The following is a 14629-nucleotide window of genomic DNA, read 5'->3' as shown; positions in this document are numbered from 1 at the left end:
CCGCCACCTCTGACGGGTTTCAGAGCAAAGCCTGAGAAATTACCTGCACATCACAACGACAGACCCTGTGGAAAGTAATAACGCGTTCTGATTTATGAGCGCAGGCCGGGTATTTGCCGTTTCCGTCAGGATGGCATCCGGGCGAACCGGAAGTGATCTGTGCTGACTTTCCGGCGTTACCGGGGCTTTGCGGCCCCGGTGGTATTGCAAGTTTACTTTGTATGCAGGTCGATCCAGCTGTTGCTGACATCCACGGACATGGTGGCGGATTTATAGGCTTCCCTGGGGGCGAAAAAGATATTGTCGACGTAGGTTTGCGGGTTGCGGTCATAGAGCGGGAACCAGCTTGACTGGACCTGGACCATGATTTTATGGCCTGGCAGGAAGGTATGGTTCGAGAATGGCAGGGCCATTTTGTAGAGCTGAGGCGTGTTGGCCGGGATGGCTTCGGGGTGCTCAAAGCTCTTGCGGTAGCGACCGCGCAGGATATCCGCGCTGACCATGAGCTGGTAGCCCCCCATTTCCGGCTGGCTGGAGACCTGATCGGGGTAGACATCGATCAGCTTGACCACGAAGTCGGCATCGGTGCCGGTTGTGGAGGCTGTGAGGTGGACCTGGGGCTGTCCCTGGATTGTGAGGGGTTTCGCCAGGGTTTCTGACGTGAAGGTCAGCACATCGGGGCGTGAGGCGACATCGCGCTGGTCTGTGACCAGCCAGTAGCCCCATGGCGAGCTTTTTACGCCTTTTGTCAGGACCGGGCGGGGGATGTAGGGGACCGGGTGATCCGGATCGGAGACATACTGCGCTGTTCCGGCGTCTGGGCCTGGCGCGCTGAAGCCGAGGCCGTGACCCGGTTCGAGATGCAGGGTTTTGCAGCCGGAGGCGCAGTCCTGGGCGGGAAGTTTACTGGCTGTTTCCCAGATGTTTTCGCCGGTGCGGAACGCGCTGACCCGGGCCGGGAGCGGCACGGTGCTGTCTTTCAGATAGTGCGCGAGGAATGGCGCAAGGATCTTTTTACGGAAGTAATAACCGGTATCGGACCGGAATTTTATGTCGCCGAGCACACTGGCTTCCACCCTTTCGCCGCCATGATTCCAGGGACCCATGGCGATGTAAAGGTTCGCTGCTGAGGCAGGCTGTTTTTCCAGTGTGTAGTATGTTGCGATGTCGCCATAGATATCTTCCTGATCCCACAGGCTGTGCACGAGCAGGGTCGGGACTTTCAGGCCTTCTCTGGCGAGAAGTTTGTCCATCGCCTGATTCTGCCACCAGGAATCGTAAGCCGGATGTGTGGTGATCTGGCGGAAGAAGCCGATCTGATCCATGCCGCGCGATTTACCGAGAGCCCCGGCGGAGACAGCGTTCAGATAGAGATCGTAGGCGTCGTACTGATTGCTCCACCATTTTTCGTCATTTTTGGGTGTGGCGTCCTGGGTGTAGATGTAGGGCAGGTTTTCCTCACGGAAGGCTCCGTTATGGAACCAGTCGTCGCCCATCCAGCCGTCGATCATGGGGTTCATCGGCACGGAGACTTTGAGAGCCGGGTGCGGATGGAACAGGGCGGTGACGGCGGTGAAACCGTCGTACGAGATGCCGAGGATGCCGACTTTGCCGTTGCTTTCAGGTGTGTTGTGGACCAGCCATTCGATGGTGTCCCAGGTGTCGGTGGCGTGGTCGACCTGGGTGCTGTTCAGGGGACCGCGCATCGGCCGGTTCATGACGTAACGGCCTTCTGACTTATATTTTCCGCGGACGTCCTGGATGACGCGGATATAGCCGCCGTCGGCGATGACGTCGGTCATGCTGTCATAACCTTCCAGCACGGAACTCATGTCGCCGCTGGAAGCATAAGACGTCATACGGTCGGCGCTGTAGGGTGTGCGCGTCATCAGGATCGGGGCGTTGTGCGCGCCTTTGGGGATGAGGATGACGGTGTGCAGTTTCGCGCCGTCCCGCATGGGGATCATGACGTCTTTACGGACATAGCCGAAACTGGCGTTCTGTACCTGAAAGTGTTCGGGCATGTCGGGATCGATGCTGCCGGCGGGAGTGTTCTGCGCGAGGGCCTGACTGGAAAACGTGGCGAGACAAGCTGACAGAAGCAGAAGTTTTTTCATTATCACTCTCTGAAAACGGACGGAGCTGTGGCCAGGCACGATGACCCGGCCGATCAGGCGGACTCAGAATTCGGCTGAGACTGTGCCGTAATACTCGCGCGGAGCCCCGACGAACAGGTTGGCGTTGTCGTCACCGTTTACGGACGCAGCACCATAGACGCCGCTGATATAGTTCTTGTTGAACAGGTTGGTGACACCAAACGAGGTGTGGATGTTCTGGGCGAATCCGACTTTTCCGAAATTATAGGAAAGGGTCGTGCTGGCCAGCCAGTAGGCCGGAATCTTCTCGTCGTTCATATACGTCATCGGACGCGAACCGATATAGTTGACGTTGAAGTTGAACATGGCGCGACGCCAGGTGTAGTTCAGGTTCGCCTTGTACATAAACTTCGGGTAGTAGACCTGATGTTTTCCGTGAATATCATAGCTCGCTCCGCTGTAGTTGATTGAGTGACTCAGATATTCGGCATCGTTCCAGCTGAAGCTGTTTGTGATTTCCAGCCCTTCCACCGGACGGATTGTACCCTGCACGTCCGCGCCGTTCATACTTTCGCGACCGACATTCATGAAAGCGCTGTAGGCGTTGCTGGTCGACCCTTCGGTGATGGCGGCGAGACGATTGTAATAATCGGTGTGATAGAAATCCACACTGCCGGAGAATATTTGGGAATCATAGCGGTATCCCACTACATAGTTCCATGTCCGTTCCGGGCGAAGTTTGGATTTACTGGCATTGAACACGTCCTGCGCTGTCTGCCCTGCGACATCCTTACCGAGACCGCCCCAGGCCTGTCCGCTGGAGGCCTGCGATGAGTAGTCATAGGCACGCATATTTTCTGCGATATCCCAGTAAAATTCATGGTGTTTCAGGAAATGATAATCGAATTCGAAGTGAGGCAGGAAGGCGGCGGAGGCTGTCAGTGTGCCGTTGGCGGCATGGCGGTAATAAGCATTCCAGCCTTCTGCGATCAGTTCGTCTGTGTAATCGGCTTTCGTTCCGCCATGTGTTGTCTGGGTCAGCGACTTGAAGCCGCCCAGCAATGTCATACCGGGCATGATGGTCCAGCGATCCTGTAGAAAGAACTGGAAGGTGTTTGTGTTGAAAGAATCGGCGTACCAGTTATGGGCCTGGGACTGTTTGAAATCCGAAAGCCAGTTATGGGCATCGTTCGGGTAATCTTCGTAAAGCCTGGAATCGTAGATGTAGCGGTTATTCTCGTACCACAGGCCGGTCTCGATATGGTTGTTGTGTGGTGCGTCGATCCCGAATTTCTGGGTGAAACCCATACGGCGTGTATTGGAAGAGGCCATCGACAGGGCCATCGGGACGCCGGAGACAGTGCCGTCCGGGTTGAGCGAGACCGTTCCGTAACTCGGCGAGGTCACGAAGTTATTGGTCCCGCCGTAACGGGCGCTCATGACGTTACTGAACGCAATTGTGTCAGAGGTGACGTTTTTCAACAGATCAAAATGTCCTGTGACGGACGACACATAGCTGCGCTGGAGCTGTGAGGCATCCCAGGCGTAATCGCCGATCTCATCGTTGGACAGGGTTCCCTGGTAACCTGCCGGAACCTGATCGGTATACTGGGCGTAATAGGCCCAGAGTTTGGCTTTTTCATAATCGGGTTTCAGATAGGTCGTATCACGTCCCATCTTCTCCCACATATTTTTAGTCAGGCTCAGGTAGTTGCCCTGAGTGAAGTTTCCGTAGCCGAAGAAGGCTGTGATTTTACCGTGGTCGCCCACAGGCTGCACCACTTTAGCATCTGCCTGAATTTCACTCTGGTAGCCCTGACCTTTCCAGAGATTAGTGTCTGTACGGGCAAATGATGCGTAGAATTTCGTGCCTGTCGGGTTCAGGATTCCGCTGTCCACGCGGGCATAGGTTCTGAAGGCATTGTAGCTTCCGAAGGTCTGGCTGACCTTGCCACCGGCCTTATCTTTCGGATCGGAAGACACGTAGGACATGGCGCCGCCGAGGGCCTGGGCGGAGAAGGTATCGAGGGCGCCCGCGCCCTGGGACACGGTCATACCGGCGAGGTCATCCTGGATGACAGCCTGGGTGATGGACACACCGTTCGTGTTGAGGAAGCCCTGCGTGCCCAGAGGCATGCCGTCCAGGGTCGCACCGAGCTGTGTCTGGTTGAAGCCGCGAAGATAAAATGTATTGGCATAAGTATCGAGGCCGAATGCGTCGGTCGAGGCGAAGTTTGCGCCTGGCGTGGTTTGCGCCAGGATCTGCATCGGGTTGGTGCCTTCGACGAACTGGTCCATTGTCTTACGCGTGATGGCGACCTGAGCACCGTGGCTGCGGACGCGATGCGAGCTGACAGTGACGGCTTCCATGTCGCTGCTTGTCAGAGATGTCCTGCGTGCTGCCGGTGCTGTGGCGCGAGGCTTACTGCTGGCTTTCGCGGCGGTCTTCCGGGAGAAATGGGATGTTTTTAACGTCTCTTCTGCATGAGCAGAGGCAGCGATCAGCGCACAGCCGGTGATTGCTGTGCAGAAAAAAAGCCGGGATCTGTTAAAGAAATATCGTGCCTGAGACGGCGAATGGGTCATCATTACCTCTGTCTTGTAAAATCTGGCAGTCGCATTTCCGGAATGAGCGTTGAGTGGTTCTCTGCAGACCCAACAGAGCCTCTGCTTCTCCCGACCGGATCCCGGCCCTTATTAATGCCACTGCAATCAATGCGTAAACGTAATAATCAGAAGTCACAAGCCTTCTGTCAATGAAAGAACACCACGCACTCCATAACCTGAGGTTAACTGGCGGTTATGGAGTGCGTCATTCAGTTTCGGCTGAGACCAGAGGTTGTGAAGATTGACCTGCAGATGAGAATATCCGGGCAGAGCCCTGCCAGTCCTGCACCGGCCAGTCTCTTATCAGGCCAAAGGCCAGACCCTCTGGTATGAGCGGCTCAGCGGTATGTTTCTGAACGCCCTCAAAAGGTTGTAACAATGGTTTCGAATGCGAAGGCAGAATTGTCAGACGGGCGACGATTGACGTAGCGGGCGGCGGATGGGACACATCGGCCGCCCTTTCTTGTTTTGGGAGTTTGCGGGTGTTTCAGGGAAGTCTCGCGACAGCGAGGGGCCGCAGGCGGGCCTGGGTGGACAGTCTGTTTGTGGATCACGCGATTTTTCGGCTGGTCTGGACGAATTTCCACACGGTCGTGCCTGGCAAGGTTTATCGCTGCAATCATCCGACGCCGCGGCGGCTGGCCTGGGCAGCCCGGCGGCTTGGGCTGAAGACACTGGTGAATTTACGCGGGCATCGGAAGTGCGGGTCGGATGCATTGTCGCGGGAGGCGGCGAAACGCGTGGGGCTGGCGCATGTGGACATGGCGTTTGAGAGCCGCGGAGCACCGCATCGGGACCGGATTTTGCGGTTTGCCTCGCTGTATCGGTCGATTGCGTTTCCGATGCTGATGCATTGCAAGTCCGGGGCAGATCGGGCGGGGCTGGCGTCAGGGCTGGTGGTGCTGTTTGAAGGCGGCACGGCAGATGAGGCGCTGGCGCAACTCTCCTGGCAGTATGGGCATTTCAATCACTCGCGGACGGGCGTTCTGGATGCGTTTTTCATGCGCTACCGGAGTGAGGCAGAGGGGCGCATCCCGTTTCTGGAGTGGGTGGAGCATCATTATGACGAAGTGGCGCTGAAGCAGGATTTTGTAGCAGGGAAGTTGGCATCTTTTGTGAACGACCAGGTGTTACGTCGGGAGTGAAGCGGGAAGACGGCGGACGGCGCCGCGCCTTCCCGCAGGGATTTCAGTCCGGTTCAGCAAGATCGTAGTAATTCTGATCAATTGCGAAGTAGCGCGAATAGGCCGGGTCTTGCTGATAGAACCGTGAGTCCGCCCATCGGGTGTGCATATGCTGAGACTCTTCAAACAGACGGACTTTCTTCTCCGGGCTCTCATCCCCGCCTCGCGAAAAGCTCTCGTAATGGACAGCCTTGAAATTGTTACACTGAATAATACGCCAGCCTGCTTCCCGCAGCTTCAGACAGAGATCAACATCGTTATATGCGACCTTGAGATTGACCTCGTCGAACCCACCGACTTCCCGGAAAGCATCTGCCCGCACCAGCACGGCCGCAGCTGTTACGGCCGTTACTTCATGACTGACAAGCGCTCGTCCCATATAACCGTATTCATCAGCGGACAGGCCATGGTGAACGTGGGTTGCAACGGTATCCGGGTGAACGACAACACCCGCATGCTGCACTCTGCCGCTGGGATAAACGAACTTTCCGCCTACGGCACCGATATCATCGGCTGAAAGTGCCTCTGCCACGGCGATCGCAAGCCAGTTTTCATCCTCGACGAACAGATCATTATTCATAAAGACGAAGAATTCAGCGCTATTTTCGATCGTTGCCAGATTATTCAGACGTGAATAGTTAAACTGTTCTTTAACAGAAAGAACACGCACGCGATCGTCACGACTGATTTCACGGCAGAATTCGAGAGTCTTCTCTTCATTCGACCAGTTATCGACAAGAACAATGTCGAATGACTCGTATTTCGTGCGTTCAAGGAGGCGCGTTACGCACTCCTTTGTTGTTTCGACCTGGTCTTTGAAAGGAATAATAATGGAAACGCGCGGAGAGCTCTGGAGCGACCACACAACATTATACAATGTGACCCCGTTAATCGCGCTGACGGTCGCTTTATGCCCGACACGCTTCAGGTGATCGGCAACACATTGCACGCCGGCATTGGTGGCGTATTCTTTATTGGCCAGTGTTGTCGCTGTCGAATTGTCTGTTTTACGCCAGTGATAAAGAATTTCCGGGACATGCAGAAAACGTTCGCGTGGCACGACTTCCGTCAGACGCAGCAGGAAATCATGGTCCTGAGCGCCGTCGTACTGCGCACGCAGATCTCCGACAAGCCTTACCGCTTCAGCCCGAACCATGGTGAGATGGCAGATGTAATTGCAGCCAAGCAGGTAACGGTAATCAAAATCCGGCTTAAAATGAGGTTCCTGCAGGTATCCGGTGGCATCGATCTTATCTTCGTCAGAATAGATCACCTCTGCATCTGTGCCCTGTGCGGCCTGCAGCATCGCCTCAATAGCCACGTCGACCAGAAGATCATCATGGTCGAAGAACAGAATCCAGTCGCCCTTCGCCGCTTTGATACCGGCGTTTGTCGCTCCTGAAATGCCCGCGTTTTTTTTGAGTCTGATGAGAGTGATGCGTGGGTCTTTACGGCTGTATTCCGCCAGACGTGCGGCGACTTCAAGCGATTTTCCGCCGTCGTCGACCACGATGAGTTCCCAGTTGGTCCATGTCTGGGCGACGACCGAATCAACGGCGGCCATGAAATCTGTGATATCCGGTTTGTATGTGGGACAGATCACGCTGACCAGCGGTTGCTGATCCGGGGATGGCTCTCCGCTTTCATGTCTGAATTCAGCGACCCGTGCCCGTAACTTCGGAAAGTATAGTCTGGCCCAGCTATCGTAATTATCGATGTCATATTTCCGGCCAGGCAGAAGATCTGCGATCCTGCCGCGCAGAGATATAATTTCCCGATACAGATGCTCGACTGTATCACCCAGATTGCGGAGCTGTCCTTCCAGCTGATGCCCGACAAGCGCGGTCGTAACCGGACTGCCATGAACGTCGATATCAGCTTCAGTGATAACGACGCGAATGTTGTGCACGCCACTGCTGCGGAGCGACTGAGGAAGCGGGACGCAGAAACCGCAATTCGGATCCCCGCCCACGGCTTTCATGACATCGCCACGAAACCGTTTCGCATGAATCCGGGAAAACGGCACACCGTCAATAAAAATCGATATTTCGCGATGACCGGTTCTCTCACCGCTGACCGGGTTTACCCTCTGGACCCAGCCATTCAGTGCCCCGTTTTTAAAGCCATCGAAAAATGACTCGTATACATAACGGGGTTTCAGGACGACGGACATATCTTCTTCGTGAACTGCCCCGTCATGCTGCGCCAGTGAAGGCACGACGGAACGATCAGGAAAACGCAGACCAAGTCTGTGCTCTTTTCCGTCAACAACAGAATTCGGAAGCTCAAAGGCAAAACCCAGTTTTGACGTCATGATGCCGAGAGTGGCCTGAACGTCCGGACGGGGCTGTTCACAAACAGCGATACCGACTTCCTGCCCGTCAACCAGCACATGCAGTTTTACAGGCTCGCGGGGGGCTGCAAGATCGCAGGCCCATCCTGTCATCTGCACCCCTTCGAGACTGTCGAAGTAGCCTGTAAACCGGGCGAGACGCCGTGTGTTTTGCTTTAAAGTGCTCATTCAAATCCTCATTGTCGAATCAGCCCCATATAAAAATACGGATCGCACTGAATAATTTTTACCTCAGCCCGCGGCGCATGAATTTTCACCGCAAAGATAAAGACCGGAAACAGGTTTTCATCATAATATTCCAGGGCAGACCATGAACGAATTTGCCCGCTTCACATCATTCAGAAAATATTTAATGACACCAATCGACTCCGGCTTCTGCTTTCAACCGGCACAACGGGGACAGCAGATAACAAAATATCTGAAGACCGCTCACCGGCCATTACGTCAGTCAGGCCGGGTCCGATGATAGGCCTGAACAGTAAACATCCAGAAAACGATGCATGGCGCGCCGCGCTTTAAACGCATCAAGCCCCAGGCTGATGAGGCTGCCGACCTGACCCGGCGCGTGCAGCAGCGAGCGCAGCAGCGGGCCGGTTTTCACGCCTCCGTCGGGCGATAAGGCGATACCGGCTGCCGGTGGCAGGCTGCGGGAAGCGGGATCGCATATGACACGCAGGACGGCGAAGGAGCGGCCATTTTTTCGGGCGGCCTGCGCGACGAAGCCGCTTTCCATATCCAGCGCACAGCAACCGGTTTCATGAGCCAGGGCCTGTTTTCTGTCGGCTTCCAGAACAACGGAATCGCTGTGGAGGAGTGCTCCGGCGGTTACGTTACCCGGTGAGGCCCCGAGGCGGCGACGCAGGGCCGGATCGCAGGCGAACAACGTCTGGTCCACCATGACGACATCCGGAATGACGATGGCCCCCGGTGCCAGGGCCGGGTCCAGACCGGCGGCGAGGCCGAATGACACCAGGTTTTTCACCCCGCAGGCCACGAGGCGCCCGGCCCCGCGTTCGGCGCCTTTGCTGGTTGCCCCGCTGATCGCAACCGGCGCTCCGGGCCAGAACTGGCGGAGCAGGTCCGCCTCGGCTCTGAGACCGACGAGAAAACCGATATCCTGCTGTTCACGGCTGGTCATTGTCAGACTTTCAGAAGCCGAAGGCTACGTGGCGCGTATTGCTGCTTTCCAGATTGCGATAGCGCGCCAGCGCCATAAGAGGGAAAAACAGCCTGTAGCCGTGATAACGAAGGTAGAAGACTTTCGGGAAGCCAACGGCGTTGTATGGCTGCTCCTGCCATTCGCCGTCTTCGTCCTGGTGGGTGGCCAGCCAGGCGATGCCGCGCGCGGTCGCCGGATCATCGCGCCGACCGACCGCCATGAGCCCCAGAACTGCCCAGGCGGTCTGCGATGGCAGGCTTTCTTTGTAAATGCCGCGCGGCCCGTTTTCGTAGCTTTCGCAACCTTCGCCCCAGCCGCCATCCGGGCGCTGAACCGAACGAAGCCATTCTACCGCGCGCACAACCATCGGGTCATCATGGGAAACGCCGGCCGCGTTCAGCGCACAGAGCGCCGACCAGGTTCCGTAAATATAATTGGTGCCCCAGCGACCAAACCAGGATCCGTCTTTTTCCTGTTCGTCGCGGATGAACTGAATGCCGCGCTCAATGACCGGTCTGTCCTCATTATGTCCGAGCTGAGCCAGAAACGAGATACAGCGGGCCGCGACGTCGACCGTGGGAGGATCAAGCAGAGCACCGTGATCGGCGAACGGGATGTAGTTGAGCAGATCCTTGTTGTTATCAACATCGAAGGCGCCCCAGCCTCCGTTTGTGCTCTGCATGCCGATGATCCAGGCGCGCGCGCGTTCGAGCGCCTCATCGTTTGCCGGGTCGTTCTGGCGATGCAGCAGCATCCCGACCACCGCTGTATCGTCCACGTCCGGATAATAATCGTTACGGTACTGGAATGCCCAGCCGCCAGGTTCAAGGTCGGGGCGGTTGATGGCCCAGTCGCCTTTCACGTCGAGAATCTGTCGGTCGCGCAGCCATTCCACCGCCTTGTTCAGCCCGGCTTTCGTGGCCTCCGGCGCGATGCCATCCTTTCCACTGGCAGTTTCAATCATGGCGTGTCCGGCGAGCCCGGTATCCCAGATTGGTGACACGCAGGGCTGGCAGTAGACCTCGTCGCCCTGCCCGACCAGCAGCGCGCGGACCGCCTCCCATGCGGTGACGGCTCTGGGGTCGCTGTCGGGCACGCCAAGGGCGCGGTACATCATCACGGTATTGGCCATCGCGGGATAGATCGCGCCGAGGCCGTCGATGCCGTTGAGTCTCGGTTCGATAAATTTCACGGCCGCGTCGATCGCGCGGCGATGCGTTGAAGCCGGAATCAGTTTTGTGGTGGGACGGAGGACCTGATCAAGCACTTTGAAGGCCCGGCCCCAGACTGAACGGTAGGGACCGCGGATCCAGTCCTTCACCTGATCCGGGGCGGTGACGAACAGTTCCTGTACGTGAATGCCGCGCGGATTGATCGCGACGGGTTTCAGGGCGGCGAGAACGAGGAGGGGCGCGATGACGGTGCGCGACCAGTACGACATATTCCAGACGGAGAAAAATGCCGAACGGGGCAGCAGCATCAGTTCAACCGGCATGACCGGCGTGGCGTCCCATGGCACTTCCCCGAACAGGGCAAGCTGGAAACGTGTGAAGACATTGCTGCGCTCCGCCCCGCCGTGATCGAGGACGGCCTGGCGCGCGCGCCGCATATGCGGCGCATCGATATCGTCGCCCAGGCATTTCAGTGCGAAATATGTTTTCACTGTGGCTGACAGATCGAATTTACCATCGTGATAGAGTGGCCAGCCGCCGTGATCACCCTGGATACGCCGAAGATAGACGCCGATTTTGCTCTCAAGCCCGGGGTCGATCCGGTCGAGAAAATGTTCCAGCAGGACATACTCGGCAGGGATAGTTGCGTCTGCCTCAAGTTCGAATACCCAGTGACCGTCGTCTTTCTGACGTCTGGACAGTGCTGCGTGAGCCTGCCCGATCACGTGATCCAGCTGATTCGGATCAAGCCCGGAAGCGGCAGCGGTGGCGGAATCCGTTACATCCAGCATGATCTGCAGTCTTTCCTCCGGTATTTTTACGCCGCGGCTGAACCGACGGCTCCAGTTGTTTCACCATAAGGCCCGCGCAATCCGAGGACGCGCACGGCTTCAACACCTGATCGCACAGCACCGTCGATCGTGGCTGGCAATTGTGTTGCCGTCCAGTCTCCGGCCAGTGCGAGATTGGCGAATGGCGTGCGGGCGCCGGGTCTGCGGCGCAACTGTTCCGGTGTTGCCACGAAAGTTGCCCGCTTTTCCCAGACCAGGCGCTGTGCCGCCGGCATTTCAGGTAATGGCGCGGCCAGCATCGTGTCCAGAGCCCGCTTCACCTCGCCCCAGATAGCAGCCATGAGTTCGTCCGGATCACGCGCGGCATAACGGTTGGCAGCACTGACCGTGACGGAAACCACATCGCCTTTCAGGAAAATCCATTCTGTCAGCGCACCGATCACGCCCATGAAGCGGGCTTCACCAAACGAACCCAGTGCCTGCGGTGGCGTCTCCAGACGGAAATGCGCGTTCAGGATGCCTTCGAAGGCATCCGGCGCCTTAAAGTCAGGAAGAGCGGTCTGTAACAACGATGCCGCGACCGGCGCGGTGACGGCGAGGATAACGACGTCATCCTGACCGATGTCGATCGTCTCATCGGGGAAGCACAGACTGGTCACGCGGTCACCGGAGGTTCTGATCTCTGTCACGCGGCGGCTGGTCCGCACATCGGCTTTCAGCACGGAAAGATGCGACAGGGCCGGATCGACGAGACTCTCCGAAAGCCCGGTTTTCGGGAAGCGCGGCAGGCAGGCGCGGCCACCTTTCGCCAGTGATTCCCGGATGACATGGCCCAGCAGGGCGGCGCTTGCTTCGTCACTCAGCGTGTTCAGGGCGGCGATGGAAAACGGGTCGAGCAGGCGACGCGAGAACGGTCCGGGAAGCAGGCATTCCGCCACTGTCTGTTCCGGGCCGGCATCCATCAGCCGTTTCAGGCTGATGAGTTCACCCAGTCTCATTCCGGGAACCCTGCGGCGCGGACTCAGCACCCATAGCGGGATGCGACCGGGCGAGAGATCGAGTGTCCAGCGACCGCCTTCGGCCAGATCGACGAATGGAAAGATCGGGCGCTCCGGACCGGTGATCGTATCGAGCGCGCCGGTCAGGCCGAGATAGCGGAACACGGACTGATTGGCCGTCAGCAGCAGGTGATTGCCATTATCGATGCGGCAGCCGAGTTTCCGGTCTTCATAGGAGCGCGCCCGGCCACCGCATGCCGGGCCGGCTTCATGCACGATCACATGCTGGCCGCTTCCAGCCACTTCGACGGCGGCTGACAGGCCGGCGAGACCGCCGCCGACAATGTGGATACGACGCGCCATGATATCAGGCCGCGAAAGCCTGAAGAACTCCGGCGGCCTTGCGAATCTTCGAGACGGGTGACGGCGTCAGCACGTGATCCCAGCCGCGTCGTTCCAGAGCGTTCAGAATCGCCAGATAACTTCCGCCCATCATGCGGGCCGGAACCATGGCGCGGCGGTCACATTTTTTCATTGCGGCAAAGGCATTCCGAAAATGATCATGGGCTCTTGCGGCCATGATGCGCAGGACGCCGGCAAGACCGGGGGCCGTCAGAACACGCTGCGGGTCCGCCGGGACGTCAAACCGTGCCAGGAGATCACGCGGCAGATAGAGCCGGCCAAGTCTGGCGTCGGCTGCGACATCGCGCAGGATGTTAGTCAGTTGCAGCGCGCGACCCAGATGATACGCGACGCGGACGGCGTGCTCCGAACTGTCGCCGAAAACATGGACGGACAGGCGACCGACGGCTGACGCCACCCGGTCACAGTAAAGATCGAGCGTTTCTTCGTCGGGGGCGACCATCGGGCTGCCGGCATCCATCGTCATGCCGTCGATGACAGCGTCAAAATCCGCCTGCTTCAGGGCAAAGAAGAGGATTGCCGCATGAAGGACGCGATCGAGGGCATCATGGGTTTCGTTATTGTAAAGCCGTGCAATGCGTTCATGCCAGGCTTCCAGCTGCGTGATCCGTTCCTGAAGCCGCGCCGCGCCGGTCAGTGAAGACGGCGTGTCACCATCGGCGATATCGTCGACGATGCGGCAGAAGGCATAAATCGCGTACATGCCGTATCGGCGATAGGGCGGCAGCACGCGCATGCCCGCCGCGAATGACGTTCCGGACTGGCGCACGATCGCCTCGACACGGGCCAGATCAGCCGGATCGCAGCCAAGCGGCGTCGGCTCATCATGCGTTCTGATCGTGTCTTTCATGGCATTTTCTCCTGCGCGGCCGGCACCGGCCCTGCAAAGGTCATTGTCTCAGGCTTTCCATGCCCGGAAAGCGGACAGAGCCGCACGGGCAAAATCCGTTTTCCGCAGAGCAACACGCTCCGCCAGCGGATCACCTGTCCGCAGATGCGCCGCCAGCAGGTGCGCCAGCCGGATCACGGCTCCGCAATACATGCGCATCCGTGGAACCCGAACTCTCTGCACGAGAAATACTGACCGGGCATTAAGCCGGTCCACTTCATCGAGCAGAGTATTGAATACATCACGGAGCGCCGGCGCCGTCCGCGATTCAAGAAGTGCATCTGTTCCAAGCCCGTGGCGGGCGAGCAGATCAAGCGGCACATAGCAGCGATTCAGGCGCCGGAGGTCGGACTGACAGTCCTGCAAATGGTTCAGGATCTGCAATGAGGTGCAGAGCGCGTCCGAAGCGGGGAAGGTTGCTTCGCTTTCGCCATGCAGACCGAGAAGGAAGCGGCCAACCGGATTCGCCGAGTAACGGCAGTAGCGATCGAGTTCGCTCTGTGTCTGATAGCGCGGCGTGACTGCGTCTTCCCGGAATGCCACCAGAAGATCCGTCGCGACTTCAAACGGAAGGCCGGTTCGCAGCAGGCTGATCCGCAGCCGCGCTGCGGAGAGGGCGTCTTTCCGGTCCGGTGCGCTGGCGTGTCCGCGAATGATCGCTTCCATCGCGTCAAGCCGTGCGATTTTTTCTTCCGGTGTCAGTGTCTCGCTGTCGGCAACATCGTCACTGAAGCGGGCGAAGTCATAATAAGCGTGAATGTGTTCTCTGACGCTTTTTCGGAAAAGCAGGGACCCGACAGGAAAATTCTCATCTGTTTCGCCCTTTCCGGACGAGACGTCCGGTGCCAGCCAGGGATCGATTCCGGCGACAACACGTCCTGTCCGGGCAGCGGCAGTCCCGGAGGCAGGCTCATTCAGGCCTGCAGAAGGAGAGTACGATAGCATGGCGGGCTGCTT

Annotated in this window: 9 protein-coding genes; 1 reads left to right on the top strand and 8 read right to left on the bottom strand. The window is 57.9% G+C overall.

Translation table 11 applies throughout. The features are described 5' to 3' along the window. Positions 1-212 precede the first annotated feature (212 nt). Positions 213-2117 carry a CocE/NonD family hydrolase gene (locus GOB85_RS08215; protein ID WP_173577085.1) on the bottom strand — a complete coding sequence of 635 codons (1905 nt, stop codon included), beginning with the start codon at positions 2115-2117 and terminating at the stop codon, positions 213-215. Positions 2118-2180: 63 nt separating this feature from the next. Then, positions 2181-4685, bottom strand: a complete 2505-nt coding sequence (locus GOB85_RS08210) for a TonB-dependent receptor domain-containing protein (protein ID WP_408737057.1) — start codon at positions 4683-4685, stop codon at positions 2181-2183. Between the two features lie 500 nt (positions 4686-5185). Between GOB85_RS08210 and GOB85_RS08205 the strand changes: the two genes are divergently transcribed. Next, positions 5186-5848: a fused DSP-PTPase phosphatase/NAD kinase-like protein gene (locus GOB85_RS08205; protein WP_173577086.1), complete on the top strand. Its 663-nt coding sequence runs from the start codon at positions 5186-5188 to the stop codon at positions 5846-5848. Positions 5849-5891: 43 nt separating this feature from the next. Here GOB85_RS08205 and GOB85_RS08200 read toward each other — a convergent pair whose 3' ends face one another. The 6 genes from GOB85_RS08200 to hpnC all read right to left on the bottom strand — a co-directional run bounded on the left by GOB85_RS08200 (position 5892) and on the right by hpnC (position 14617). Next, complete coding sequence (locus GOB85_RS08200; protein ID WP_173577087.1) at positions 5892-8408, bottom strand: glycosyltransferase family 2 protein; 2517 nt, start codon at positions 8406-8408, stop codon at positions 5892-5894. Positions 8409-8688: 280 nt separating this feature from the next. Next, positions 8689-9378 (bottom strand): phosphorylase family protein, encoded by a 690-nt coding sequence (locus GOB85_RS08195; protein ID WP_173577088.1) that lies wholly within the window; start codon positions 9376-9378, stop codon positions 8689-8691. Between the two features lie 10 nt (positions 9379-9388). Beyond that, entirely contained in the window at positions 9389-11362 is a 1974-nt protein-coding gene (shc, locus tag GOB85_RS08190) for a squalene--hopene cyclase (RefSeq protein ID WP_173577089.1), read from the bottom strand. Positions 11363-11388: 26 nt separating this feature from the next. Beyond that, positions 11389-12723 (bottom strand): hydroxysqualene dehydroxylase HpnE, encoded by a 1335-nt coding sequence (gene hpnE, locus GOB85_RS08185; protein ID WP_173577090.1) that lies wholly within the window; start codon positions 12721-12723, stop codon positions 11389-11391. Positions 12724-12727: 4 nt separating this feature from the next. Further along, complete coding sequence (gene hpnD / locus GOB85_RS08180) at positions 12728-13633, bottom strand: presqualene diphosphate synthase HpnD (protein ID WP_173577091.1); 906 nt, start codon at positions 13631-13633, stop codon at positions 12728-12730. Between the two features lie 48 nt (positions 13634-13681). After that, a complete protein-coding gene (hpnC, locus tag GOB85_RS08175; RefSeq protein WP_173577092.1) occupies positions 13682-14617 on the bottom strand; it encodes a squalene synthase HpnC in 936 nt (311 codons plus the stop codon). Positions 14618-14629: the final 12 nt, after the last annotated feature.

This window comes from Acetobacter fallax (genome assembly GCF_011516735.1).
Lineage (GTDB): Bacteria > Pseudomonadota > Alphaproteobacteria > Acetobacterales > Acetobacteraceae > Acetobacter > Acetobacter fallax.
This window is presented reverse-complemented; position numbering and strand designations above follow the sequence as displayed.